Here is a 25,583-nt window from a genome sequence, read left to right on the forward strand (position 1 = left end):
ACGGTCGTCAGGCGGCGACCGCCCGCTTCGCCAGTCGTCGCCGCGCGACCAGCCCCGCGGCGGCGGCGCCGAACAGCAGGACCATCGGCGGGGCGGGGACGGGCGCGGGATTGCCGCTGCTCGACCCGCCCGGCCCGCATTTCCCGTATTTGCACCCGCCCGGCCCCGACGACGTCCAGCCGCCGCTGCTCGACCAGCCCTTGGAACTCGACCCGTAGGAGGACGAGGAGGTCGACGTCGTGCTCGACTGATTCTGTCCCTGGCCCTGCTGCTGCTGCTGCTGCTGGTTCTGTTGCTGGTTTTGGGCCTGTTCCTGGTTCTGGCTCTGCTGATTCGTGTTCGTATTCGTGTTGTTGCTCGTGTTCGTGTTGCTGCTGGTATTGCTGTTCGTGTTGGTGTTGTTGCTCTGGCTCGAGCTGTTGTTCGTGCTGCTGTTGTTCGACGAATTGTCGAGGTTGTTGTTGTTGTTCACGTCCACGGTCGCGCCGCCGGTGGAGCTGGAGGTCGAACTCGCGACATTGCCCGACGACGACGTGCTGCTCGACCCGCTGGTGCTCGACGTGGAGGAGACGACGATCCCGCCGCCCCCCCCGCCGCCGCCGCCCGATCCGCCGAAGAACCCGCCCGCGAAGAATCCGCCCCCGCCGCCGAAGCCGCCGCCGCCGATGATCGCGGGCGCCACGCCCCCGCCGCCGGCAAAGACCGGCGCCTCGGGCAGCGGCACGGGGATCGGCGCCCCCTGGCTCGCGATCGTCACCGTCGTCGCGGCGCACGCCCGGCCGCCCTTCGCGACGCGGCGCACCTTGCCCGTGCTGGCGTAGGACCGGCGCACGACGCGCTTCGCCACCTTCTTGGTATAGGCGGCGCGCGCCTTGCCCGTCTCGGCGACATGCACCGCGCCGCCCCCGATCAGCGCACCGCCGCAGGTGCAGGCACAAAGTTTCGCCAATGCCATCCGTACGGACATGTGACACTCTTTCGTTGGCGGCGAAGACACGCCGTGGGATATCGAAGCACCCGCTCCTGCCGATGCTCATCCACCAAAGTGCAAAACAAACATTTAAGTTCAACCGTGTTAACTATGATGCGTCGGGGATATCGTGTCGAAATCGGGACACCTGTGCGAACATTGTGGTTAACGTGCCGGCGCGGGACGATCCGGCCCCAGGTCGTTCAGGCAGGCGACAGCCGGAACGTCGCAAACCGCGTCAGCGTCCGCTTGAGATAGGTTAGGGTCGCCTCTATAGCGCCCGCGGGGGCGTGGCGATGCGAAGACATCCGGCGCTGGCGGGAGTGTTTCGATGGCAACGGCAATAGATCGTATCGACAGCGTAGCGGGGCGCAGGATGGCGGCGAACGATGCCGACGACGGATACCGTCCCGGGCCGGACGAGGCGTTCATGAACGAACGGCAGCTGGCCTATTTCCGCCGGAAGCTGCTGGCGTGGAAGGATGCGCTGCTGCGCGAATCGATGGGCACGCTGTCGCAGCTCCAGGTCGATTCGAACCGCGAGGCGGACCTGAGCGACCGGGCGTCGAGCGAGACCGACTGGTCGATCGAACTGCGCACCCGCGACCGGCAGCGCAAGCTGGTGTCCAAGATCGATTCGGCGCTGCGGCGCATCGACGAGGGCGAATACGGCTATTGCGAAGTGACCGGCGAGCCGATCAGCCTGGGCCGGCTGGAGGCGCGGCCGATCGCGACGATGACGCTGGAGGCGCAGGAGCGCCACGAACGCAACGAAAAGGTATCGCGCGACGACTGATCCCCGCCGATCCGGTAACGCGCGGTTTACCGCATTCGGGTAGCAGGGGCGCAGGATCGAACCGGTGGACGCAATGGAACAGATAGGTAAGCGCGGATTCGACGACGCCGCTCCCGCGACGGACAGTCCGCGGGGGCGCGACAGCCTGTTCCTGATGGCCCGCCTGCGCTTCGCCGGCGCGGCGGAGGACATGTCGGTGCGCGTCCGCAACCTGTCGCCCGGCGGCCTGATGGCCGAACTGCCCGCGCCGATCGCCACCGACAGCGCGATCGAGGTGGAGGTGCGCGGCATCGGCTGGGTCAAGGGGCGGATCGCCTGGCAGACCGAAGGTCGCGCGGGTATCGCCTTCGACGCGGAGATCGACCCGCAACGCGCGCGCAAGGCGCCCGGCACCCCGAACGATCGCTGACCCCTCTGGACGCGGGCGCTCCGCTGGTGCAAGGGCGCGACGCTTCCACGCGGGTGTGGCGGAATTGGTAGACGCAGCGGACTCAAAATCCGCCTCTGGCAACAGATTGTCGGTTCGAGTCCGACCACCCGTACCAGCCATCGATCCATGAACCCTTGCGCGATCGCGTCCCGCCCGGCATCTCCGTAACAAATGATATGGAGGAGGATGGCGATGGGCGATTTCAGCGGCAGGAACGTGTTCGTGGCGGGCGCGTCCAGCGGGATCAACCTGGCGATCGCGCACGCGTTCGGCGCGGCGGGCGCGACGGTGACGGTGCTGAGCCGCAGCGCGGAGAAGATCGAGGCGGCGGCGCAGGGCCTGCGCGATGCGGGCGTCGATGCGCAGGGGATCGCATGCGACGTGCGCGACTATGCCGGGCTGGAGGCCGCCTTCGCCGCGGCGGTGGCGAAATACGGCCCGATCGACGTCGTCGTCTCGGGCGCGGCGGGCAATTTCCTCGCCCCCGCGCTGAAGGTCAGCGCCAATGCGTTCAAGACCGTGGTCGATATCGACCTGCTGGGCACCTACAACGTCTTCCGCGCCAGCTTCGATCACCTGAAAAAGCCGGGCGCGTCGCTGATCGCGATCACCGCGGGGCAGGCGGTGCACCCGATGTCGTTCCAGATCCACGCCTGCGCCGCGAAGGCGGGGGTGAACATGGTCACCAAGTGCCTGGCGCTGGAATGGGGCCCGGCGGGCGTGCGCGTGAACGCCATCTCCCCCGGCCCGATCGCGGATACGGAAGGAATGAAGCGGCTGGCCGATCCGGCGCGCGAGGCGGCGATCAAGGGCCGCCTGCCGCTGCGCGACTATGGCACGAAGCAGGACATCGCCGACGCCGCGCTGTTCCTGTCGAGCGAGGCGGCGAAATACGTGACCGGCACGATCCTGAACGTCGACGGCGGCAGCGACCTGGGCGATGCCAGCGCGGATGCGTTGGGCGTTTAGGGCGGATCCGCATTCAGCGGACTGCCCGGCGATCCTCCTCCTCCGGGGAAACATCTCGCGATGTTGATCCAGCCTGGCCCGCACCCCCTTTCCGTTCGGGCTGAGCGAAGTCGAAGCCGATGTGCGACACATGGCCTTCGACTTCGCTCAGGCCGAACGGGGGTAGGGGAAGGCGCTCCGCCCGAAAGGGGTTCAGGCGATCCCCAGGTCCGCCGGTCCGAACGCATCCGGCAGCAGTTCCGACAGGCGATAGCTGGCCAACGCATCGCCGGTCGCGCCCGCGCAATGCACGGACAGGTCGCGCCCCCCCATCTGCGCCGCCTCGTTCAGCACCTGCCGGCAGCGCCCGCACGGGCGCACCGGATCGGCCCCGGCCGCCTGTCCCGATGCGTCCATCGCGCCGCCGATGACGCCGATCGCGACCACGTCCGCCAGCCGCCCTTGCGCGGACACCGTGGCGATCGCGACCGTCTCCGCGCACAGCGACAGGCCGTAGCTGGCATTCTCGACATTCGCCCCCGTCACGACGCTGCCGTCGGACAGCAGTACCGCCGCCCCGACCGCGAAGCGCGAATAGGGCGCATGGGCGTGGACCGCGGCCCGCCGCGCCGCCGCGATCAACATCCGTGCCTCGTCGCTCATCGTACCGCCACGTCCCAGTTCACCGGCCCCTCCACCCCGTCGACGCGCCGGATATCGCTCGCCTGCCACATCCGCCACGGACGGTCGGTATAGGCGGGGCGAAGGAAATTGCCCGTCGCCCAGATATTTCGGCGCAATGCCTGTACCAGGGTATAATCGTCCTCCACGTCGGGCGCGACCTTCAGCAGCACGGGCTTGCCCGTATGCGCCTCGATCCGCCGCGCGGCCTCCGCCACGTCCGCGATCAACGCCGCGCGATCGGGGCGGGCGGGGCAGGCGGGATCGTAATGCAGGTCGATCGCCGCGGGCAGCGCGTCGGGCGCCAGCGGCACGACGGTGTTGAACGCATTCGCCTGCTCCGCGCCGTCCTGGCAGAAGGAATAGACGTGGATCGCGCCACGCCGCACGCCCGCGGCGGCCATCGCGTCCCAATGCGCCTGGAACGTGCGGTCGCGGACGTTGTGCCCTCGCGTCGCGACGGCGTAGCCGAAATCGACGCCCGCGCCCTTCGCCACCGCCCATTCGACCGCGCCGTTGGCCTCCGACACGTCGATGCCCTGCACCGGATATTTCGCGACCGACGGGTGCCAGCGGATCGCCAGCCGCCAGCCTGCGACGGTCGCGAGCGCGAGCGCGAGCAGGATCAGGACGAGGCGGCCGGCTCCATACATGCGTCAGCCCTTGATGTGCAGGACGCAGATGAGCGTGAACAACCGGCGCGCGGTGTCGAAATCGACCTCGATCTTCCCCGCCAGCCGTTCGACCAGCAATTCGGCGGCATCGTTGTGGACCGCGCGACGGGCCATGTCGACGGTTTCGATCTGCTGCGGCGTCGACTGACGAATCGCCTGGAAGTAACTGTCGCAAATGGCGAAATAATCGCGGATCGGCCGCCGGAATCGCGCCAGCCCCAGCACCAGCGTCTCCAGCGGCGTGCCGTCCTCGCGCTTGATGTGGATGCCAAGCCGCCCCTCCTCGACCGACAGCGCGACGCGATACGGCCCGGCATAGCCGTCGGGATGGACGCGTTGCGGCGCGAAGTGATTGCCCTCGACCAGGTCGAAGATCGCGATCCGCCGTTCCTGTTCGATATCCGCCGAGCGCCACAGGATCGTGCGCTCGTCCAGTTCGACGTCGATGATCCGCGGATCGGCCATATCGTGTCGATAGAGACGGTTTGCCGGTCCGTCATCCCCGTTCACTCGACGCGTCGCACCCCATGTCCGTTCGGGCAGAGCGAAGTCGAAGCCCATGTGCCGACCTTGGCGCTTGCCCTTCGACTTCGCTCAGGGCGAACGGAGGTGGGGTGCGCCAAACCCGGCTCGTCCATGTTATCCACAGTGACGGACATTCCGCTTTCCCCCCGCGTCCGCTACACCGCCCGGCATGGCGACCCTCGCATTCCCCCATCCGGCCCCGGCCGAACCGATCCAGCTGCCCCGCAACGTGGAGGCGGAGGCGGCGATGCTCGGCGCGATGCTGATCGACAACCGGCTGGCCGACGACATCGTCGACCGGCTGGAGCCGCAGCATTTCTACGAACCCGTCCACGGCCGCGTCTTCGCCGCGATCAAGACCTTGCGCGGCAAGGACATGCTGGCCTCGCCCGTCACGCTGCGCCCGATGTTCGAGGCGGACGAGGGGATGCGCGAGCTGGGCGGTCCGGCCTATCTGGCGCAGCTGACCGGCTCGGGCGCGGGGCTGATCGGCGCGCGGCAGTTCGCGAACCAGATCTACGACCTGGCCATGCTCCGCTCGCTCGTGACGGTCGGCCGCACGCTGGTCGACCGCGCGATGGACACCAGCGAGGAGGTGAACCCGCGCGCGCAGATCGAGCTGGCGGAAGAGGAATTGTTCAAGGTCTCCGCCGACGGCCAGTCCGAATCGACCGTGAAAAGCTTCGCCCAGGCCGCGACCATGGCGGTAAGAATGGCGGAGAAGGCCCTGAACTGGGGCGGAAACCTGTCGGGCGTGACGACCGGGCTCGATTCGATCAACGCCAAGATCGGCGGCCTGCACCACAGCGATCTGATGATCCTGGCCGGGCGTCCCGGCATGGGGAAGACATCGCTCGCCACCAACATCGCCTTCAACGCGGCGCAACGCTGGATGCACGACATGCGCGACGGCATCCCGCCCGCCAAGTCGGTGGGGGCGAAGGTCGCCTTCTTCAGCCTGGAGATGAGCGCGGACCAGCTGGCGACGCGTATCCTGGCGGAGCAGTCGCGGATCAGTTCCGAGGCGTTGCGCATGGGCAAGATCAGCAAGAGCGAGTTCGAGCAGCTCGCCGCCGCCGCGGTGGAGCTGGAGAATCTGCCGCTGTTCATCGACGATACCGGCGGCCTCAGCATCGGCGCGCTGCACACGCGCGTCCGCCGGTTGCAACGGCGCCACAACAACGAAATCGGCCTTGTCGTCGTGGATTACCTGCAATTGCTCAGCGGCTCCGGCAAGACCGGCGACGGCAATCGCGTGCAGGAGATTTCCGAGATCAGCCGCGGGCTGAAGACGCTGGCCAAGGACATGAACGTCCCCGTGCTGGCCCTGTCGCAGCTCAGCCGCGCGGTGGAGCAGCGCGAGGACAAGCGCCCGCAATTGAGCGACCTGCGCGAATCGGGATCGATCGAGCAGGACGCCGACATGGTGTGGTTCGTGTTCCGCGAGGATTATTACATCGCGGCCAAGGAGCCCAAGCGCCCCGCGGAGGGCGACGACACCCGCGCGTTCGAGGACCACGCCCGCTGGGCCGCGGACATGGAACGCGTCTACGGCCTGGCCGAGCTGATCGTCGCGAAACAGCGCCACGGCGCGACGGGGAAGGTGACGCTGAAGTTCGATCCGACGATCACGCGGTTCAGCGACTATGCGGGATATTGAGTGTTACACGCCCGGACTTCCGTTCGGGCTGAGCGCAGTCGAAGCCTATGCTCTACGCATGCCCTTCGACGTCGCTCAGGGCGAACGGAAAGTCTCCTCGCCTATCGCGGCCGGTATTCGATCCGTGCCTCGCCTTCCGCGCGGACGGGCAGGAACAGGCCCTGCGCGGTCGCGCGGATGCGCCCGTTGGTCACGCGCGTGACATGGGCGGACAGCAGGAAGTCGCCGCGCCGTCGCGATCCGATCGCCGCCTGCGCCTTGGCCAGCACCTTGGCATAGTCGCCCGCGAAATCATGGCGTAGCGCCCCTTCGACCCCCGCCAGCACCGCCGGGCTTTCGAACAGGCGGACCAGCAGGTTCACGACCTGCGAATCGGTTTTCGTCGCGAACCCGATGTCGCGCGCCTGCACCACCTGCGACCCTTCGGCGTTCCACGGCAGCGCGGTCAGCCAGACCTCCCCCTTCGTCACGCCCAGCGATCCGTCGCGTGCCTTCACCTCGGTGCGGACGCCCACCGCCAGCCGATTGCCCTCGGTCGCGTAGATCGTGACCTTCCCGAATGTCGCATCGACCGCGCCGACCCCCGCCAGCGTGATCCCCTTCGTCGCCAGTTCGCGCAATTCGCGCTGCACCACGGGCTCCAGCTGGCGATAATCGGCCAGCACCGGGATGAAGAAGCGCAAGCCCGCCCCGCTCGCCACCCGCGACGGCGGGGGCAGGGGGGTGGGGACGGGATCGGCGGGGCGATCGCCGACGAAGCTTTCGGTCAACGCCTCCGCCGCCAGCGTCAGGCGCAATTGGCGACCATCGACGCGATAGCCGCCGACGCCGATCGCGCGCGGGGTCACGCGCATCCATGCGGGCGGGTTGCGGCGGTTCAGCTGGATGGTCGTGAACCCCTCGGCCCACGCCCGGTCCAGCTGCGCTTTCACGTCCATGCGCGCCAGGTGCCGCGGCAGGTCGCGTTCCAGCTTCGCGACCACATCCTTCAGTTTCTCATCGGCTTGCCGCGTGAAGGTGACACGCTGTCCCAGGATGTCGATGCCCGGCTCGCGTCGCCACGCATAGCCGATGTCGATCGTCGCGCGCGGTCGCCAATCGTCGACGATCCCCAGCCGTGCGTTCGCCCGGACCATGGCCACCGCGGTCGCCGTCTCTCCCGCCACGCCGCCCAGGTCGCGGATGCGCACGGTCGCGGTGACGGGCATGACCAATGTCAGCCGCTCGCCCGCGCCCGCCACCGTGATGCGCCCGCGTCGCGCCTCGCCGACGATGCGACAGCCCAGGTCCGGCGTGACCTTCACCCCCGCCACCTTTCGCCCCGCGATGCACCGGTCGCGATGCTGGTCGATCCGCCACAGCACCTGCGGCGTTTCGCGGTCCAGCCCGCGTTCGACCGCGTCGAGGGAGGCGGTGACGGGCACGACGATCGTGGAGCTCTCGCCCGGAAGGTCGACCGTGCCGGTCGCGCGCGGCGGCGCCGGATTGCCCGCATCGCGCCCGCAACCCGCCACCGTTCCCGCGAGGAGAAGGAGCAGGGCAGGGGCGGACGGGTTACGCAAAGCCATCGATGAACGCGGCGTCGCGGCGTTGGTTGCCGAACCGTAACGGTTATCGGATCGCGCACTTTCGTCCAATCTCGGCACGCCCGCCCACGCTATGACCCAAGGCGCGGGCCGCCGGAGGGGCGGGCCGCGATCGAATCTTGGGGGGTTTATGAAGAACTGGATGATGGCGTCCGCGCTTGCGGCGTCGATGGCGGCCGTGCCCGCGACGGCGCAGGAAACCGACGACGGGCCGCGGATCGTCGCGGGCGTGACCGCGGGGACGCTGGGGATCGGACCGGAGGTGGGCGTGCGCCTGTCCGACCATATCGGGATCCGCGGAAGTGCGACCTTCCTCGGTTTCGGCGCAGATTTCGATTCGGACGATATCACCTATCGCGGCGACCTGAAGCTGAAGTCCTTCGGCGCGATGGTCGACGTCCATCCGTTCGGCGGCAGCTTCCGCGTGTCGGGCGGCGCGCGGATCAACCGCAACCGCGTCGACGTGCGCGCGACGCCGTCGGACGGCGGCACGGTGACCGTCGGCGGCGAGGATTATACCGCGGCGCAGGTCGGCGTGCTGTCGGGCGGCGCGGACGTGAAGAAGTTCGCGCCCGCGCTGACGCTCGGCTGGGCGGGGTCGAACCGGAAGGGCTTCTTCTTCGGCACCGAACTGGGCGTGCTGTTCCAGGGCCAGGCGCGCCTGCGCGAGTTCCGTGCCAGCGGCACCGCGGCGAACGACGCCGGTTTCCGCGCCAGCCTGGAGGCCGAACGCCGCGACCTGCAAGACGACATCGACAAGGTGAAGGTCTATCCGATCCTGCAACTGATGATCGGCTGGCGCTTCTGACCGGGCGCCGGGCGGGGGATCAGAACGCGGGTTCCTCGCCCGGCTTCTCGGGCACGTGGATGCCGCATTCCACCTTGTCCCATCCGCGCCAGCGGCCCGCGCGCGGATCCTCGCCCGGCTGCACCTTGCTGGTGCACGGCAGGCAGCCGATCGACGGATAGCCCGCCGCCTCCAGCGGATGGCGCGGCAGATCGTAATCGGCGAAATAGGCGTCGAGGCGTTCCTTGCCCCAGTCGGCGAGCGGGTTGATCTTCAACCGCCCCTCGTCGATCTCGAACCGCGGCAGCGCGGCGCGCGTCTTCGCCTGGAACCCCTTGCGCCCCGAAATCCAGGCGTCGAACGGCACCAGCGCACGGCGCAGCGGCTCCACCTTGCGCAGGTCGCAGCATCCGTCCGGGTCGTACGACCAGCGCAGCCCCTTCTCGTCCTTCAGCCGCAATAGCCGCGGATCGGGGCGGTAAACGCGCAGGTCGGTGAAGCCGAGCCGCTCCGACAGTTCATCGCGGTAGGCAAGAGTCTCGCCGAACATCTTCTGCGTATTGGTGAAAACGACCGGCACGTCGGTATCGACCGCCGCCACCATGTGCAGCAGCACCGCCGATTCCGCGCCGAACGACGACACCGCCGCCACCCGCCCGCGCAATTCCCCGCCCAGCAGCGCGCACAGCATCTCGGGCGCGTCGACGCCCGCGAAGCGCGCCTCCAGCGCGGCCGCATCCGCGACCGTGAAGGCGGGACGGACGTCGATCTGGTCGAGGATGCGGGCAGGTTCAGCCATGCCGCTTCCTCCACACCGGCACGATATTGTCGGCGGCGGGCTGGTAGTGATCGGTATAGCGGGTCAGCGCGCGATCCAGCGCGGCCTGATCGATCGGTGCCTCGGGCGCGAAGCTGTCGAAACCGCAGCGGCGCATGAACGCGATCTGGTCGACCAGCACGTCGCCCGCGGCGCGCAGTTCGCCGGTATAGCCGCCCTCGCGCAGGATGCGCGCGGAGGAATAGCCGCGTCCGTCGCGATAGCCGGGGAAGCTGACCTCGATCAGCGCGACGCGGTCGAGATGGCCGAGCAGGCGGCGCGCGTCGTCGCCCGCCTCGACCCGCACCGCGCCAGCGTTGGTCTGTCCGTCGAGGAAGGCGTCCAGCGTCACCGCGGGTTCGTCATGCGCCGCATCGTCGCGGAAGCGCAGCAGGGCCTCACCCATAGATCGCCTCCTTGAACACATCCATGCCGACGCGGCGATAGGTATCGACGAAGCGCTCGTCGTTCTCGCGCACTTCCAGATACTTGCCGGTCACTCTTTCGATCGCGTCGACCACGCCGTCCTCGTCGAAACCGGGCCCGGTGATCTTCCCCAGCGACACGTCCTCCGCGCCCGATCCGCCGAGCAGGAGCTGGTAATTCTCCGTCCCCTTCCGGTCGACGCCCAGCACGCCGATATGCCCCGCGTGGTGATGCCCGCACGCGTTGATGCAGCCGCTGATCTTCAGCTTCAGTTCGCCCAGGTCGCGCTGCCGCGCCGGATCGGCGAAGCGGGTCGCGATCTTCTGCGCCAGCGGGATCGAGCGCGCGTTCGCCAGGCTGCAATAATCCAGCCCGGGGCAGGCGATGATGTCGCTGATGAGGTCGAGGTTCGCCTCCGCCAATCCCGCCGCGACCAGCGCCTCCCACACCGGCGTCAGGTCGCCCTGGCGCACGTGCGGCAGGACGATGTTCTGCGCATGCGTGACGCGCAGTTCGTCGAAGCCGTAGCGTTCGGCAAGGTCCGCCATGACGTCGATCTGGTCCGCCGACGCGTCGCCGGGGATACCGCCGATGGGCTTCAGCGAGATGTTGACGATCGCATGGCCGGGCGCCTTGTGCGGCTTCACGTTCTGGTCCAGCCACACCGCGAAATCGGGGTCGCCGCGATCCGGCGCCGCGCCGCCGTCATCGAACGCGGGGGGCGCGAACATGGCTTCGATCCGCGCCAGCTCCGCCGCCGGGGGATCGATCCCCAGCGCCTTCACCGCCACGAATTCCTCCTCCACCTGCCGCCGGTATTCGTCGACACCCAGTTCGTGGATCAGGATCTTGATCCGCGCCTTGTAGATATTGTCACGCCGGCCGTAGCGATTGTAGACGCGCAGGCACGCCTCCAGATAGCTGAGCAGGTCGTCCGCGGTGACGAAGTCGCGCACTAGCGGCGCGATCATCGGCGTCCGGCCCATGCCGCCACCGACATATACCTCACCGCCCAATATGCCGTCGCGCGTCACCAGCCGGATACCGATATCGTGCAGGCGCATCGCGGCGCGATCCTCGTCCGCGGCGATGACCGCGATCTTGAACTTGCGCGGCAGGTAGCTGAATTCGGGGTGGAAGGTGCTCCACTGCCGCAGCAATTCCGCCCACGGGCGCGGATCGGCGACCTCGTCCGCCGCGGCGCCCGCGTATTGATCGCTGCTGATGTTGCGGATGCAATTGCCCGACGTCTGGATCGCATGCATCTCCACCGTGGCGAGATCGGCAAGGATATCAGGGGCTTCGGACAGCTTGATCCAATTGTACTGGATGTTCTGCCGCGTCGTGAAATGGCCGTATCCGCGATCGTACTTGCGCGCGATATGCCCCAGCATCCGCATCTGCCGCCCGTCCAGCGTGCCGTACGGCACCGCGACGCGCAGCATGTAGGCGTGCAATTGGAGATAGAGCCCGTTCATCAGCCGCAGCGGCTTGAACTGGTCCTCGGTCATCTCGCCCGCCATGCGGCGCTGCACCTGGTCGCGGAACTCGTCCACGCGGGCGTCGACGATCGCCTGATCGTAGGTATCGTATTTGTACATCAGCTCGTCATCCCGGCGCAGGCTGGGATCCAGCGATCCGCGCACTGCGCTTTGTGGCTCTGGACCCCGGCCTTCGCCGGGGTGACGGTGGGCGCGCGGCTCATATCACCCAGCTCCCGGCATTCGCATCCGCGGGCTTCAGCGTCAGGTCGGGGCGGACCGTCGGACCCAGCGCGCGGATGCGGTCCTTGATATGGGCGGGGCGGGGGCCGTCGGGCGTCTCGCTCGCCTCGATCACGTACGGGCCGTTCACCCGCCGCGCGGCTTCCTCCTCGCGCGCGATCCCCTCGGCCTGCGGGCCCGCGTCGGTCGCATCCTCGACATGGCGCGACCAGCCGTCGCCGGTCCACCAGGTCACGTCGCCGGTGGCGAGGTCGTTGCCGGTAATGATCCTCACGCCATCGCCTCCGCTACCTGCGCATAGGATGCCAGCTTGTCCTGCGCGTCGGACAGTTCGACCACCTCGCCCACGACGATGATCGCGGGGCTGCACACGTCCTCGCGCGCCACCATCGCGCCCAGGTCCGCCAGCAATGTCTTCAGCGCGCGATGGCCGGGGCAGGTGCCCTTTTCCAGCACCGCGACGGGCATGTCGGGCGCGACGCCGTCGGCCATCAGCTTGTCCGCGATCGCCTCCGCCGTGGCGACGCCCATGTAGATCACCAGCGTGCGGCCCTGCCCGGCGAGGCCGGACCAGTCCTGCTCGCTCAATCCCTTGCACTGCCCGGCGACGAAGCTGACCGCGCTGCTGTGATCGCGGTGGGTCAGCGGCAGCATCGCCTCCGCCGCGCAGCCCAGGGCCGCCGAGACGCCGGGGATCACCTCCACCGGCAGGCCCGCGGCGCGCACCGCCTCCACCTCCTCGCCGCCGCGACCGAAGATGAACGGGTCGCCGCCCTTCAGCCGCACGACGCGCGCGCCGGTGCGCACGTGCGCGACGATCAGCGCGTTGATCGCCTCCTGCGGCAACGTGTGCCGCGCGCGCTTCTTCGCCACCGATATGCGCACCGCCCCGGCGGGCGCGAGGTCCAGGACGCGCGGATCGATCAGGCCGTCGTGGACGACGACGTCGGCCGACGCCATCGCCTCCACCGCGCGGACGGTCAGGAGGCCGGGGTCGCCCGGGCCGGCACCGACGAGGATGACGCGGCCGCGCGCGTGCGGATCGAGAAGGCTTGCCATGACGGCGCAGATGGGCCGCGCGGGGGCGGGGCGCAATCGAGCGATGCTTGGCTTTGGCTTAGCTGCGCTTTCGCGCTAGGCGATGGCCGTCATCCTTCCGGAGTACCGTCCTTGCGCCTGATCGCCCTGCTCCTCGCCGCCACCGTCCCGCTTCCCGCCCTCGCCCAGAGCCCGGCGCCGCGGCCCCCCGTGGCGAAGGCGGGCGACAGCGCGGAGGATGCGAAGCTGTCCGCGCTGTTCCACGCCAGCGACGAGGCGACGTTGCGGCTGAACCCGCTGTCCGCGCTGTTCCGGGGCGACATGCGCTGGCCCGACCGGATCGGGGATCTGTACACCGACGGCTATCGCGCGGCGCAGAAGGCCAATCTGGAGCGCGATCTCGCCGCGCTGCGCACGATCGACCGCGCCCGCCTGTCGCCCGTGAACCGCATCGCCTACGACGTGTTCCGCACCGATGCACAGGTGGCGCTGCGCGGCTTCGCGCCCGAATATCGCGCGCTGGACGAGGCGATGCCGATCACGCATTTCTTCGGCCTCCAGGCCTATTATCCCGACATCGTGTCCGGCACCGGCGCGGCGCCCTTCAAGACGGTCGCGGATTACGACGCCACGCTGCGCCGCACGTCCGAATATGCCGCGATCCTGGACCGGATCGTCGCGCGCTTCCGCGCCGGACTGGCCGCGGGCATCACCGAACCGAAGCTGGTCGTGCGCAACATGATCGGGCAGTTCGACGCCCTGATCGCGGAAGGGGTGGAGGGATCGACCTTCTACGCCCCGGTGAAGACCTTCCCCGCGGGCATCCCCGCCGCGGAGCAGGCGCGGCTGCGCGCCGCCTATGCCGCGCAGATCCGCGACGTCGTCACCCCGGCGCACGTGCGCATCCGCGATTTCCTGCGCGACACGTACCTGCCCAGGGCGCGCGACACGGTCGGCCTGTCCGCGCTGCCGGGCGGGGCGGCCTATTACGATTATCTGATCGAGGCGCAGACGACGTTGCCGCAGACCGCGGACGCGGTGCATACGCTGGGCCTTTCGGAGGTGGCGCGCATCCTGCGCGAGATGGAGAAGCAGAAGGCGGCCACGGGCTTCGAGGGCGACCTGCCCGCCTTCTTCACCTATCTGCGCACCGAACCGCGCTTCCAGCCGAAGACGGCGGAGGAACTGCGGCTGGATTACGAGGCGATCGGCCGGCGCGTGGCGACGCGCATTCCCGAGCAATTCTCGCTCCTGCCGCGTGCGAAGCTGGAGATCCGCCCGGTCCCCGCCTTCCGCGAGAAAGGCGACGCCGCGGGCTCCTACAACCAGGGCACGCCCGACGGTTCGCGCCCCGGCATCTTCTACTACAACACCTACGACCTGAAGAACCGCTACAAATGGGGTGAGGAGACGCTGTACCTGCACGAGGCGGTGCCGGGGCATCATTTCCAGATCAGCCTGGCGCAGGAGAACGAGGCGCTGCCCGCCTTCATGCGCTTCGGCGGCAATACCGCCTATGTCGAGGGCTGGGCATTGTATGCCGAGACGTTGTGGAAGGAACTGGGGGTCGAGAGCGACCCGTACCAGCGCATGGGCGGCCTGAACGACGAGATGCTGCGGGCGATGCGGCTGGTCGTCGACACCGGGCTGCATGCGAAGGGATGGACCCGCGACCGGGCGATCAAGTACATGACCGACAATTCCCCGATGCCGCTCAGCGACGCGACCGCGGAGGTCGAACGCTATATCGCGGTGCCGGGGCAGGCGCTGGCGTACAAGACCGGCGCGCTGACGATCCAGCGGCTGAAGGCGAAGGCGCAGGCGACGCTGGGCGCGACATTCGACCCGCGCAGGTTCCACGCGGCGGTGCTGGACACCGGCGCGCTGCCGATGACGGTGCTGGAGAAGAAGATCGACGACTGGATCGCGGCGGGGGGGGAATAGGCCGCGGTTCCGGATGGGCCCCTCCCTCTGTCGGGAGGGGCCTTGCGCTTGCCCCGGAACCGCGTTGGCGGCGGATGCCTACTTCGGCTTTACGAAGCGCAGCGTCATCCGGTCGCTTTCGCCGATCGCGGCATATTTGGCGCGGTCGACGTCGCCCAGGCGATAGGTCGGCGGCAACGTCCAGACGCCTTCGGGGTGATCGTGCGTATCCTTCGGGTTGGCGTTCACCTCCGACGCGCCCGCCGGCCGGAACCCGGCCGCCTCGGCCAGCTTCACGACCGTGCTGGTCTTCAGGTATCCGCTCTTGGCTTCCAGCGCGGTGTCCGCGCCTTCGGGCAGGCGGTGCTCCACGATGCCCAGCGTGCCGCCGGGCTTCAGCATCGTGAACCACGCCTTGAACGCATTCGCCGCGGTCGTGCCGCCGCCCATCGTCAGGTTGTGGATGTTGCGGAACGTCAGCACCACGTCCTGGCTGTTCGCGGGCACCGTCGACGCGCCGGTCGCGCCGTCCAGCGTGGCGACCGTACCGGTCAGCTTCTTTTCGGCCAGCATCTTCGTCGTGCCCTCGACGCTGCGCGGCGTGACCAGCGCGGTGTAGCTGCCGCCCTTCGCCGGGATCGTCGCCAGGATCTCGCTGTACCAGCCGCCGCCGGGGATGAATTCCACCACCTTCTTCGCGGGAGTCACGCCGAAGAAGGCGAGCGTCTGCGCCGGGTGGCGCCACGCGTCGCGCGCGCGGTTCGCCTCGCTGCGCGCGGGGTTGGCGATCGCGCGGGTGACGGCCGCGTCGGGGGCGGCATCGCGGGCTTGCGGCGCGGCGGCATAGGCGGCAACGCCGGCGCCCGCGACGGCGGCGATCGCGAACAGGGGACGGAATGTCATGGCGATTCCTTCGGAAGGTGATGCCGCGGGTGTGGGCGAGCGATGATCGAGTGGCAAGACCTCCTCTTCGCGCTGGCGGGCGCGGCGATCGCGGTGGCGATAGCGGCGGGCTGGCGCGATGCGCGGCGCCGCCGCCGCGACGACGTCGACGCGGTCGGCTGGGTCGACTGGACGACGGTGCAGGTCCTGGCGGTGTTCGTCGCGGCGGGCGCGGCGCTGCTGGCGTGGAAGGGGTGACCCCGATTTTTTGGGGGTAGCTCCCGACGGGGGCGGCACGTAGGTCGATCGGAATGGACATGCGGGTCGAGGAAGGATTGCGGGCGCTTTCCGAGAAGGAGAAGCAGACGCTGCGCCTGATCGTGCGCGGTCACGACGCGAAATCGACCGCGCGCAGCCTGGGGCTGTCGGTCCACACGATCAACGAGCGGCTGCGCGACGCGCGGCGCAAGCTGGCGGTGTCCAGCAGCCGGGAAGCCGCGCGCATCCTGCTGGCGGCGGAGCGCGACGTCGCCGGCGCGGCCCCCGAATTGCTGGGGGACAGGCAAATCGGGGCAGACCCGGCGTCCGTTGCGGTCGATCCCGGGGATGCGCCGACCGGCGGCGCGGGGCGGGCATATCGCCGGCCCTCGATCATCATCGGAGTCGTCCTCATGACCCTCGTCCTCGGCCTGCTGGCCCTCGCCACCCTTCCGCAATCCGCCCCCGCCCCCGCGTCCGCCCCGGCGCCCGCACCCACACAAACGCCCGACGCCGCGGTGGTGGATGCGGCGCGGCAATTCCTGCTGCTGGTCGACCAGGGCAAATGGGACGAAAGCTATCGTTCGTTCGGCACCGCGTTCCGGAAGCTGAACACCGCCACGGTGTGGGCCGACGTGTCGGAGAAGGTGCGCGTGCCGCTGGGCGCGGTCACGTCGCGCACCTTGCTGAGCCAGGAGAATCTGCCCGCACCGCCGCACGGCTACGAGGTGGTGAAGTTCCGCACGTCCTTCGCCAACAAGGGCGAGGCGGTGGAGACGGTGACGCTGGACCGCGAGGGCGGCGCGTGGCGGATCGTGGGCGTGACGATCGGGTGATGCCCTTTCAATAGAATCGCCGCAGCGTCAGCCGCCGCTCCGCGCCGTCGCACATCCGCAACGCGACGGCGCGGCCCGCGGCGGCGGTGGGCCAGCCGGCCTGCGCGCTGCCGACATAGTCCGGCCCGATCGCGATACCGTCGATCGCGCAGATCGCTTCGCCGTCGCGCCATCCCGCCGCCGCGGCGGGGCCACCGCGCATGACGTGCAGCACCTTCAGCCGGTCGCGCGCCACGCCCAGCAGCAATCCGCTGGTCGACCGGACCGGCGCGGTGGCGGCGGCGGGGTCCGCGGCCAGCAGCATGTGCCCGGCCGCGGGGTCCAGCAGCACGCGATAGCGCTGGAGGAAGCCCGATCCGATCCGCCCCGCGACGCGGATGGTGTCGGAAAAGCCGCCCGGCGGCTCGATCCTCACCTCCACGTCGCGGGCGGTCGCGCGCCCGACGGTCAGCTCGGGGACGATCGCCATGCCGCTGACCACCGCGCCCGCGATGCCGTAGGACACGGTGGTGGTCGCCGGCGTCCCCGCGGGCATCGCGCGCGCCCACGCGGCGTGCGACAGCGTCACGGCGGAACCGTCGCCGGTATCGACGACGACGGGCTGGAAGCGCTGCCCGCCGAGGCCGACGTCGCTGACGTACACCAGCCGGTCGGGCGCGATCGACAGCGGCGCGGCGATGCCGGGGAAGGGCATCCGCCCCGACGGCAGGAAGCGGAAGCGGCGGTGCGCGTAATCGATGTCGAGCGCGAAGGGCGCGGTCAGGTCGCGACCGACCAGCAGGTCGACGGCCGCCGCCCCGCCCGTCGCCGCCGCGGGCAGGTCCACCACCGCCAGCGTGCCGCCGCGCCGGACCAGTCCGCCGATCGCCAGCGTCGCGGTATCGACCCTGCCGACCGCGACGCTCCCCCCGATCGCGGTCGCCCGCCCGCCCGCGGTGATCGCAAGGCCCTGCGCCGCGGCGTAGCGCCGCGCCAGGACGGACATGCTGACCCCGGTGTCGAGGATCGCGGTGACCGCGCGGCCGTCCAGCGTCATCGCGAAGCGGATCTGGTTCCCCGGCGTCAGGTCGAACGCGACCCACCGCGCCTCGCTGTCGGGCGCAAGCGTGGCCACCGGCGCCGCACCGGCGAGCGCGAGGAAGGCGAGGAGGGAGAAGAGGATACGCACGCGTCGCTCCCTACGCGCGGCGGCGCGCGGCGAGAAGCGGGCGCGCAGTTTCTCGATTGTGTCCCCGCGAAGGCGGGGACCCAGACTGGGCTCCCGCCTTCGCGGGAGCACAAGGGAACTGGGCGTCGGCTCGGAAGCGAGGATCAACATCCGCCATGCGCACCGAACCGCACCGGTGCTGGAAGAATTCCCGATCCTACAGGCACGCCTCCAGATACGCCTGGTCGAAGCCGTATTGCCGCGCCTTGTCCAGCGTGTAGGGGCGCAGGCCCATCGACCGGTATTCGCCGATGATCTTCCCGTCGGCGCTTTCGTCCAGATATTCGAACTTGAACAATTCCTGCGTCACGATGACGGGGCCTTCCATCCCGATGACCTCGGTGATGTTGGTCACGCGGCGGCTGCCGTCGCGCAGGCGCTTCACCTGGATGATGAGCTCGACCGAATCCGCGATCTGGCGGCTGATCGCCTCCTTCGGGACCTTGATGTCGGACATCATCACCATGTTCTCCATCCGCGCCAGCGCCTCGCGCGGGCTGTTGGCGTGGAGGGTGCACATCGATCCGTCGTGGCCGGTGTTCATCGCGGCGAGCATGTCGAAACACTCGCTGCCGCGGATTTCGCCCAGGATGATGCGGTCCGGGCGCATGCGCAGCGCGTTCTTGACCAGGTCGCGGATGCTGATCTCGCCCTGACCCTCCAGGTTGGCGGGGCGCGTTTCCAGCGGCAGCCAGTGCGGCTGCTGCAACCGCAATTCCGCCGCGTCCTCGATCGTCAGCACGCGCTCGCCCGGGTCGATCATCTTCGAAATGGCGTTCAGCATCGTCGTCTTGCCCGATCCGGTGCCGCCCGAGATGACGATGTTGAACCGGCTGGCGCCCGCCACCTTCAACGCGGTAGCCATTTTCGGCGACATGCTGCCGAACCCGGCCATCATGTCGAGCGTGATCGGCTTGGCGGAGAATTTGCGGATCGAGATCGCCGTGCCCTTGAGGCTCAGCGGCGGGACGATGACGTTGACGCGGCTGCCGTCCTTCAGGCGGGCGTCGGCCAGCGGGCTGGTCTGGTCGACGCGGCGGCCGACGCTGTTGCAGATGCGCTGCGCGATCTGGAACAGATGCTCCTCGTCGCGGAACTGGATCTGCGCCAGCTCCAGCTTGCCCTTGCGCTCCACGAACGTCTGGTCGGGGCCGTTGACCATGATGTCGCTGATGTCCGCATCGGCCAGCAGTTCCTCCAGCGGCCCCAGACCCAGCAGTTCGTCGACCAGCACCTTTTCCAGCGCGAACTGCTCGCGCCGGTTCAGCGTCAGCTTCAGCTCCGCCAGCACCTCGCCGATGATCGGGCGGAATTCCTCCGCCAGCTCGTCCTTGCCCAGCGTCGCCGCGGCCTCGGGATCGACGCGTTCCAGCAGGCGGGGGAGGACCTGTTCCTTGATGCGGTGGATCGACGCCTCGAACCCCTCGACCCGGCTCGATCCCGATTCGCCGCTGGCGTTCTGCCGCTCGGTCAGCCGCGCCATCGCGTCCAGCTGCGCGGGCGGGGTGGTCGCGGACAGGCCGTCGGTCTCCAGCGCCAGCGCCAGCGCGTCCAGCGGCGGGAATTGCTCCCCCGCGGTCGCGCCGCCCGCGTCGTTGCGCTGCATGCCGCCGCCCTGCATCGGGCGCGCCACGCCGAAGCCGGGGCGCACCCCCGCTCCGCCGCCGCCGCCGATCCCGCCCCGTCGCCCGAACGCGCTCATTCCACTCGATCCCTCGCGTAATCGTGGTGCAGGGCTAGTGGCCAAGCCTTTAGAATTGCCTAACCATGACGCGGAGGAGACGATGATGGACGAGCCTGTACTGGTAACGCGCGACGGCGCGGTCGCGACGGTGACGCTGAACCGCCCCGCGGCGATGAACGCGCTGTCGCAGGCGATGCGCGCCGCCTTGTACGATGCGATGACCGACCTCGACCGCGACGATTCCGTCGCCTGCGTCGTGCTGACGGGGGCGGGGGAGCGCGCGTTCACCGCGGGGCTGGACCTGAAGGAACTGGGCTCCACCCCCGGCGCGCTGGGCGCGGCGAACGCGACCGATGCGGCGGCGAACCCGGTGCGGGCGGTGGAGGCGTGCCGAAAGCCCGTGATCGGCGCGATCAACGGCGTCGCGATCACCGGCGGCTTCGAACTGGCGCTGGCGTGCGACATATTGATCGCCAGCACCGCGGCACGCTTCGCCGATACGCATGCGCGCGTCGGCGTCATGCCGGGCTGGGGCCTGTCGCAGAAGCTGTCGCGGATGATCGGCGTGTCGCGTGCGAAGGAATTGTCGTTCAGCGGCAATTTCCTCGACGCGCAGACCGCCTGCGCCTGGGGCCTGGTCAACCGCGTCGTGGCGCCCGACGCGCTGCTGCCCGCCGCGCGCGCGCTGGCGGCGGACATCGCCTCCGCCGATCCCGCCTTCGTGGCGGCGTACAAGCGCCTGATCGACGACGGCTTCGCGCTGTCCTTCGGGGAGGGGATGGCGCTGGAACAGGCGCGCTCGACCGCCGCCAACCGGCTGGTGACGCCCGCCTCGGTGGAGGCCCGCCGCGCCGCGGTCCAGGCGCGGGGGCGAAACCAGTAATCTGGCGCTTGCGACCGTACATACGGATGTCCAGACTCGCGGCTGATGACGGTGGAACGGGCGGGGTCGCACGGGTGATGGGCAGGATGATCGGTGCGCTCGCCGCGGTCGTGACGGCGTGCGTCGCCGTGCCAGCGGCGGCGACGTGGCATGAGGCGACGACGCGGCACTTCACCGTCTACGCCGACGACAGCGCGCCGGCGGTGCAGAAGATGGCCGACGACCTCGAACGGCTCGACGCGATCTCGCGCCTCTTCCTGAAGCAGGAGGACGTGCCCGGCGCGGACGCGAACAAGCTCACCATCTATGTCCTGCCCGACCTGGAGGCGATCCAGCGCCTCTACGGTCGCGGCGGCGGCAACGTCGGCGGCTTCTACGTCGGGCGCGCCAGCGGGTCGGTCGCCTTCACGCCGCGCCGCGCCGGATCGGGCGGCATCAACGAACTCAATCCCCAGATCGTCCTCTACCACGAATACGGCCACCATTTCCTGCTGGGCAACAAGGCGTACGCCTTCCCGGCATGGTTCTCGGAAGGGTTCGCCGAATTCGTCTCGACCGCACGGCGCGAGGACGGGAAGACGATCCTCGGCTCTCCCGCCAATCACCGCGCCTACAGCCTGCTGGGCAGATATCGCCTGCCGGTCGGGCGGTTGTTCGATCTTACGCGGCGCGGCAGTCCGGCCGAGATCGACCAGCTCTACGCACGCGGCTGGCTGCTGACGCATTATCTGCTGATGACGCCGGGCGGGGTGGCGAAGCTCAACACCTATCTGGCCGCGGTCAACGCGGGCACCCCGGGGCAGGAGGCGGCGCAGCGCGCGTTCGGCGACCTGAAATCGCTCGACCGCGCGCTGGGGCGATATCTGCATGCGCGTCATATGAGCGCGATCGGAATGCCCGACGACAAGCTGCCGATCGTCCCCGCCACGGTGCGCGAACTGCCGCCGGGACAGGCGGCGCTGATCCGGCTGCGGATGGAATCGGTGCGCGGGGTCGATGCGAAGGCGGGGGCCAGGGTGTATGCCCGCGCCGCTGCCGTCGCCGCGGGCTTTCCCGGCGACGCGGTCGTACAGGGCTGGCTTGCCGAGATGGCGTTCGACGCGGACCGGCTCGATGCCGCCGCCGCGGCCGCGGATCGCGCGCTGGCGGCGGATCCGACATCGCGACAGGCGCTGCGGTATCGCTCGCACGTCCTGGCCGCGCGTGCGATCGCGGCGAAGGCGACGGACGAGGCGACGTGGAAGGCGGTGCGCCGGCCGTTGCTGGCCGCCAATCGCCTGTCGCCCGACGATGCCGCGGTGCTGATGGCGTACTACGGCACCTTTGCGGCGCAGGGCGTCGATCCCAATGCGAGCGCGATCAAGGGGCTGATCCGTGCGCAGGAACTGGTGCCGCAGGATGCCGGCCTGCGCGCGTCCGCCGCGCGACAGGCGCTGGTAGACGGCGATCGCGACACCGCGCTGCGGCTGTTTCGCCCGCTCGCCTATAATCCCCACGGCAGCGATCCGCGCGTGATGGCGGCGGTGAAGAAGCTGGAGGAGGGCGCCACGGCGAAGAGCGTGCTGGCCGACCTCGACGCCGCGCCGGAGGACGCGACCCCGAAGCCGCCCGGCTGACCACCCGTGCGCACCGCCGCGACGGCGCGACCCGGTTGCATCGGGCGGGACCCGATGCTACGCGCCCGCCAACTCGAGCGATGGTGCCCGCCGCGGTGCCGCCTGGTCGCACGAGGCCCATTCTTGCGGCACGAGGAAAGCGAATCGCGTGGATCATTCCAGCGGTAATCAAGGCAGCAACAGCATCCAGGCGTCGCTCGGCGGCCGCTATGCGACCGCGCTGTTCGAACTGGCGGCGGAGGCGAAGGCGATCGATTCGGTCGAGCGCAGTCTGTCGACGGTCCGGCGCGCGCTCGACGAATCGGCCGATTTCGCGGCGCTGACGGCGTCGCCGCTGATCGCGCGCGGTGCCGCGACCAAGGCGGTGCTGGGCGTCGCCGACGAACTGGGCGTGGATGCCACGACGAAGTCGTTCCTGGGCGTGCTGGCGGAAAACCGGCGCCTGGGCGAACTGCCGCGCATCATCCGCGCCTTCCGCGCGCTCGCCGCGCGCCACCGCGGCGAAACGACCGCCGACGTGACCAGCGCGCACCCGCTCAACGACGATCAGATCGCCGAACTGAAGCAGCAGCTGCGCCAGCGTGTCGGCCGCGAGGTGTCGGTCGACCTGTCGGTCGATCCGGCGCTGCTCGGCGGGCTGGTCGTCCGCATCGGTTCCCAGATGATCGATTCGTCGATCCGCACCCGACTCAACACTCTCGCGCAGGCGATGAAGGGCTAAACAATGGATATCCGCGCCGCAGAAATCTCGAAGGTCATCAAGGACCAGATCGCCAGTTTCGGCACCGAGGCCCAGGTCAGCGAGACCGGCCAGGTGCTCAGCGTCGGCGACGGCATCGCGCGCATCTACGGCCTCGACAACGTGCAGGCGGGTGAGATGGTCGCCTTCGCCAACGGCGTGCAGGGCATGGCCCTGAACCTCGAGGCGGACAATGTCGGCGTCGTGATCTTCGGCTCGGACGCCGAGATCAAGGAAGGCGACACCGTCAAGCGCACGGGCACGATCGTCGACGTCCCCGTCGGCAAGGGCCTGCTGGGCCGCGTGGTCGATGGCCTGGGCAATCCGATCGACGGCAAGGGGCCGATCGTGTCGGACCAGCGCAGCCGCGTCGAGGTCAAGGCACCGGGCATCATCCCGCGCCAGTCGGTCAGCGAGCCGATGCAGTCGGGCCTGAAGGCGATCGACGCCCTCGTGCCCGTCGGCCGTGGCCAGCGCGAACTCATCATCGGCGATCGCCAGACCGGCAAGTCCGCGGTCGCGATCGACGCCTTCATCAACCAGAAGGGCGTGAACGCCGGGACGGACGAGAAGAAGAAGCTGTACTGCGTGTACGTCGCGGTCGGCCAGAAGCGCTCGACTGTCGCGCAGCTCGTGAAGACGCTGGAGGAGAATGGCGCGATGGAATATTCCATCGTCGTCGCCGCCACCGCGTCGGAGCCCGCCCCGCTCCAGTTCCTGGCGCCCTACACCGGCACCGCGATGGGCGAATATTTCCGCGACAACGGCATGCACGCGCTGATCGTGTTCGACGATCTGTCGAAGCAGGCCGTGGCGTATCGCCAGATGTCGCTGCTGCTGCGCCGCCCGCCGGGCCGTGAGGCGTATCCGGGCGACGTGTTCTATCTCCACTCGCGCCTGCTGGAGCGTGCGGCGAAGATGTCGGACGCGAACGGCGGCGGGTCGCTCACCGCGCTGCCGATCATCGAGACGCAGGCGGGCGACGTGTCGGCCTATATCCCGACGAACGTGATCTCGATCACCGACGGGCAGATCTTCCTCGAAACCGACCTGTTCTTCGCGGGCATCCGCCCGGCGATCAACGTCGGCCTGTCGGTCAGCCGCGTCGGTTCCGCCGCGCAGACGAAGGCGATGAAGAAGGTGTCCGGCTCGATCAAGCTGGAGCTGGCGCAGTATCGCGAAATGGCCGCGTTCGCGCAGTTCGGCTCCGACCTCGACGCCTCGACGCAGCGCCTCCTGAACCGCGGCGCGCGTCTGACCGAGCTGCTGAAGCAGGCGCAGTTCTCGCCCATGCCGTTCGAGGAGCAGACCGCGTCGATCTTCGCGGGCACGCAGGGGTATCTGGACAATGTCGCGGTGACCGACGTGACGCGCTACGAGGCCGCGCTGCTCAGCTATCTGCGCAGCGACCACGCCGACGTGCTGACCACGATCCGCGACACCCGCGATCTGGGCGACGAGGCGAAGGGCAAGCTGAAGGCTGCGCTCGACTCGTTCGCGAAGACGTTCGCGTAGGTTAGTTGTGTCCCCGCGAAGGCGGGGACCCAGTCTGGGCCTCCGCCTTCGCGGAGGCACAACGAAGGAAGACGATGGCTAGTCTGAAGGCCCTCAAGGTCAGGATCAACTCGGTCAAGTCGACCCAGAAGATCACCAAGGCGATGAAGATGGTCGCCGCCGCGAAACTGCGCCGTGCGCAGGAGGCGGCGGTCGCCGGGCGTCCCTATGCCGAGCGGCTGGAGGGCGTCATGGCGTCGCTGGCCAGCAAGGTGACGGTGAGCGAATCCTCGCCGAAGCTGCTGGCGGGCACCGGCAAGGACCAGGTCCACCTGATCGTCGTCGCCACGTCGGAGCGCGGCCTTGCGGGCGCGTTCAACACCAACATCGTCCGCGCCGCGCGCAAGAAGGCGGAGGAGCTGGAAGGGCAGGGCAAGACCGTGCGCTTCTACCTCGCGGGCAAGAAGGGGCGCGTCCTGAAGCGCTTCTATCCCAACGGCATCGTCGCGGACCACGAACTGGGCCAGCACAAGACCCTGGGCTTCGAGCAGGCGCGCGAGATCGCGGACGACCTGATCCGCCGCTTCGAGGCGGGCGAGTTCGACGTCGCGCATCTGTTCTACGCGAAGTTCCAGTCCGCGCTGGTGCAGATCCCGACGGGCATGCAGATCATCCCCGTCGCGGTGCCCATCGACGCGGTGTCGTCGGCCAACGACGGCGGCGCCGCGGTGACGTACGAGCCGGACGAGGAGGCGATCCTCGCCGACCTGTTGCCGCGCAACGTGGCGATCCAGGTCTTCCGCGCGATGCTGGAAAACGCCGCGTCGGAACAGGGCAGCCGCATGAACGCGATGGATAACGCCACGCGAAACGCGGGCGACATGATAAACCGCCTGTCGATCCAGTATAACCGCACCCGCCAGGCCGCGATCACGACCGAGTTGGTCGAGATCATCTCCGGCGCCGAAGCGCTCTAAGTTTTCGAAAGCAGGAAGCAGA

General features: G+C 69.1%; 26 protein-coding genes and 1 tRNA gene. 14 read left to right on the plus strand and 13 right to left on the minus strand.

The window, feature by feature from the left end; genetic code table 11:
* Positions 1-7 precede the first annotated feature (7 nt).
* Entirely contained in the window at positions 8-967 is a 960-nt protein-coding gene (locus ASG29_RS16735; protein WP_235532868.1) for a hypothetical protein, read from the minus strand.
* A gap of 334 nt (positions 968-1,301) precedes the next feature.
* On the opposite strand from ASG29_RS16735, the gene dksA reads away from it, so the two are divergent.
* From dksA to ASG29_RS10700, 4 genes are all read left to right on the plus strand, one after another.
* Positions 1,302-1,766, plus strand: coding sequence for an RNA polymerase-binding protein DksA (gene dksA, locus ASG29_RS10685; protein ID WP_055983566.1), 465 nt, complete (start codon positions 1,302-1,304; stop codon positions 1,764-1,766).
* A 73-nt stretch (positions 1,767-1,839) separates the two neighbouring features.
* Positions 1,840-2,175 carry a PilZ domain-containing protein gene (locus ASG29_RS10690; RefSeq protein WP_156457977.1) on the plus strand — a complete coding sequence of 112 codons (336 nt, stop codon included), beginning with the start codon at positions 1,840-1,842 and terminating at the stop codon, positions 2,173-2,175.
* Between the two features lie 49 nt (positions 2,176-2,224).
* Positions 2,225-2,311, plus strand: a tRNA-Leu gene (locus ASG29_RS10695).
* A 77-nt stretch (positions 2,312-2,388) separates the two neighbouring features.
* Entirely contained in the window at positions 2,389-3,165 is a 777-nt protein-coding gene (locus ASG29_RS10700) for an SDR family oxidoreductase (protein WP_235532869.1), read from the plus strand.
* A gap of 192 nt (positions 3,166-3,357) precedes the next feature.
* Here the strand turns inward: ASG29_RS10700 and ASG29_RS10705 are convergent, their stop codons facing one another.
* The 3 genes from ASG29_RS10705 to ASG29_RS10715 are packed head-to-tail and all read right to left on the minus strand — an operon-like array spanning position 3,358 to position 4,964.
* Positions 3,358-3,807, minus strand: a complete 450-nt coding sequence (locus ASG29_RS10705) for a cytidine deaminase (protein ID WP_055983571.1) — start codon at positions 3,805-3,807, stop codon at positions 3,358-3,360.
* Positions 3,804-4,478: a GH25 family lysozyme gene (locus ASG29_RS10710; RefSeq protein ID WP_055983573.1), complete on the minus strand. Its 675-nt coding sequence runs from the start codon at positions 4,476-4,478 to the stop codon at positions 3,804-3,806. The genes ASG29_RS10705 and ASG29_RS10710 overlap by 4 nt, the downstream gene beginning before the upstream one ends.
* Before the next feature lie 3 nt (positions 4,479-4,481).
* The gene (locus tag ASG29_RS10715; RefSeq protein ID WP_055983575.1) at positions 4,482-4,964 is read right to left on the minus strand and encodes a UPF0262 family protein; all 483 of its coding nucleotides are present in this window, start codon (positions 4,962-4,964) and stop codon (positions 4,482-4,484) included.
* A 229-nt stretch (positions 4,965-5,193) separates the two neighbouring features.
* Here ASG29_RS10715 and ASG29_RS10720 point away from each other — a divergent pair, with 229 nt between their 5' ends.
* A complete protein-coding gene (locus ASG29_RS10720) occupies positions 5,194-6,684 on the plus strand; it encodes a replicative DNA helicase (protein ID WP_055983577.1) in 1,491 nt (496 codons plus the stop codon).
* Positions 6,685-6,785: 101 nt separating this feature from the next.
* Here the strand turns inward: ASG29_RS10720 and ASG29_RS10725 are convergent, their stop codons facing one another.
* Positions 6,786-8,252 carry a DUF4403 family protein gene (locus ASG29_RS10725; RefSeq protein WP_055983580.1) on the minus strand — a complete coding sequence of 489 codons (1,467 nt, stop codon included), beginning with the start codon at positions 8,250-8,252 and terminating at the stop codon, positions 6,786-6,788.
* A 148-nt stretch (positions 8,253-8,400) separates the two neighbouring features.
* Between ASG29_RS10725 and ASG29_RS10730 the strand changes: the two genes are divergently transcribed.
* A complete protein-coding gene (locus ASG29_RS10730; protein ID WP_055983581.1) occupies positions 8,401-9,078 on the plus strand; it encodes a hypothetical protein in 678 nt (225 codons plus the stop codon).
* Positions 9,079-9,097: 19 nt separating this feature from the next.
* On the opposite strand, the gene ASG29_RS10735 is transcribed toward ASG29_RS10730, so the two are convergent.
* The 5 genes from ASG29_RS10735 to cobA form a co-directional block, all read right to left on the minus strand.
* Positions 9,098-9,856: a phosphoadenylyl-sulfate reductase gene (locus ASG29_RS10735; RefSeq protein ID WP_055983583.1), complete on the minus strand. Its 759-nt coding sequence runs from the start codon at positions 9,854-9,856 to the stop codon at positions 9,098-9,100.
* Positions 9,849-10,280: a DUF934 domain-containing protein gene (locus tag ASG29_RS10740; protein ID WP_055983586.1), complete on the minus strand. Its 432-nt coding sequence runs from the start codon at positions 10,278-10,280 to the stop codon at positions 9,849-9,851. Before ASG29_RS10740 ends, ASG29_RS10735 begins: the two co-directional genes overlap by 8 nt.
* Positions 10,273-11,901, minus strand: a complete 1,629-nt coding sequence (locus ASG29_RS10745) for a nitrite/sulfite reductase (protein WP_055985454.1) — start codon at positions 11,899-11,901, stop codon at positions 10,273-10,275. Before ASG29_RS10745 ends, ASG29_RS10740 begins: the two co-directional genes overlap by 8 nt.
* A 100-nt stretch (positions 11,902-12,001) precedes the next feature.
* The gene (locus ASG29_RS10750; RefSeq protein WP_055983588.1) at positions 12,002-12,298 is read right to left on the minus strand and encodes a DUF2849 domain-containing protein; all 297 of its coding nucleotides are present in this window, start codon (positions 12,296-12,298) and stop codon (positions 12,002-12,004) included.
* Positions 12,295-13,083 (minus strand): uroporphyrinogen-III C-methyltransferase, encoded by a 789-nt coding sequence (gene cobA / locus ASG29_RS10755; protein ID WP_055983590.1) that lies wholly within the window; start codon positions 13,081-13,083, stop codon positions 12,295-12,297. The genes ASG29_RS10750 and cobA overlap by 4 nt, the downstream gene beginning before the upstream one ends.
* A 111-nt stretch (positions 13,084-13,194) precedes the next feature.
* Here cobA and ASG29_RS10760 point away from each other — a divergent pair, with 111 nt between their 5' ends.
* Positions 13,195-15,006 carry a DUF885 domain-containing protein gene (locus ASG29_RS10760; protein WP_055983592.1) on the plus strand — a complete coding sequence of 604 codons (1,812 nt, stop codon included), beginning with the start codon at positions 13,195-13,197 and terminating at the stop codon, positions 15,004-15,006.
* A 78-nt stretch (positions 15,007-15,084) separates the two neighbouring features.
* On the opposite strand, the gene ASG29_RS10765 is transcribed toward ASG29_RS10760, so the two are convergent.
* Positions 15,085-15,888 carry a class I SAM-dependent methyltransferase gene (locus ASG29_RS10765; RefSeq protein ID WP_055983594.1) on the minus strand — a complete coding sequence of 268 codons (804 nt, stop codon included), beginning with the start codon at positions 15,886-15,888 and terminating at the stop codon, positions 15,085-15,087.
* Positions 15,889-15,930: 42 nt separating this feature from the next.
* Here ASG29_RS10765 and ASG29_RS10770 point away from each other — a divergent pair, with 42 nt between their 5' ends.
* Positions 15,931-16,125 (plus strand): hypothetical protein, encoded by a 195-nt coding sequence (locus tag ASG29_RS10770; protein ID WP_055983596.1) that lies wholly within the window; start codon positions 15,931-15,933, stop codon positions 16,123-16,125.
* Positions 16,126-16,178: 53 nt separating this feature from the next.
* On the plus strand, positions 16,179-16,961 hold the full coding sequence (locus ASG29_RS10775; protein ID WP_055983598.1) for a helix-turn-helix domain-containing protein: 783 nt from the start codon (positions 16,179-16,181) through the stop codon (positions 16,959-16,961).
* A 7-nt stretch (positions 16,962-16,968) separates the two neighbouring features.
* Here ASG29_RS10775 and ASG29_RS10780 read toward each other — a convergent pair whose 3' ends face one another.
* Both ASG29_RS10780 and ASG29_RS10785 read right to left on the minus strand, forming a co-directional pair.
* Positions 16,969-18,129: a retropepsin-like aspartic protease gene (locus tag ASG29_RS10780; protein WP_235532870.1), complete on the minus strand. Its 1,161-nt coding sequence runs from the start codon at positions 18,127-18,129 to the stop codon at positions 16,969-16,971.
* Between the two features lie 196 nt (positions 18,130-18,325).
* A complete protein-coding gene (locus ASG29_RS10785) occupies positions 18,326-19,870 on the minus strand; it encodes a CpaF family protein (RefSeq protein WP_055983600.1) in 1,545 nt (514 codons plus the stop codon).
* An 82-nt stretch (positions 19,871-19,952) separates the two neighbouring features.
* On the opposite strand from ASG29_RS10785, the gene ASG29_RS10790 reads away from it, so the two are divergent.
* The 5 genes from ASG29_RS10790 (at position 19,953) to ASG29_RS10810 (ending at position 25,561) form a co-directional block, all read left to right on the plus strand.
* Entirely contained in the window at positions 19,953-20,735 is a 783-nt protein-coding gene (locus ASG29_RS10790; protein ID WP_055983601.1) for an enoyl-CoA hydratase, read from the plus strand.
* A 77-nt stretch (positions 20,736-20,812) separates the two neighbouring features.
* Positions 20,813-22,351 carry a hypothetical protein gene (locus ASG29_RS10795; protein ID WP_055983603.1) on the plus strand — a complete coding sequence of 513 codons (1,539 nt, stop codon included), beginning with the start codon at positions 20,813-20,815 and terminating at the stop codon, positions 22,349-22,351.
* A 148-nt stretch (positions 22,352-22,499) separates the two neighbouring features.
* Positions 22,500-23,072 carry a F0F1 ATP synthase subunit delta gene (locus ASG29_RS10800; protein ID WP_055983605.1) on the plus strand — a complete coding sequence of 191 codons (573 nt, stop codon included), beginning with the start codon at positions 22,500-22,502 and terminating at the stop codon, positions 23,070-23,072.
* Positions 23,073-23,075: 3 nt separating this feature from the next.
* A complete protein-coding gene (gene atpA, locus ASG29_RS10805; protein WP_055983608.1) occupies positions 23,076-24,605 on the plus strand; it encodes a F0F1 ATP synthase subunit alpha in 1,530 nt (509 codons plus the stop codon).
* A gap of 74 nt (positions 24,606-24,679) precedes the next feature.
* Positions 24,680-25,561 (plus strand): F0F1 ATP synthase subunit gamma, encoded by an 882-nt coding sequence (locus tag ASG29_RS10810; protein WP_055983610.1) that lies wholly within the window; start codon positions 24,680-24,682, stop codon positions 25,559-25,561.
* Positions 25,562-25,583: the final 22 nt, after the last annotated feature.

The sequence above is a fragment of the Sphingomonas sp. Leaf412 genome, assembly GCF_001425405.1.
Taxonomy (GTDB): Bacteria; Pseudomonadota; Alphaproteobacteria; order Sphingomonadales; family Sphingomonadaceae; genus Sphingomonas.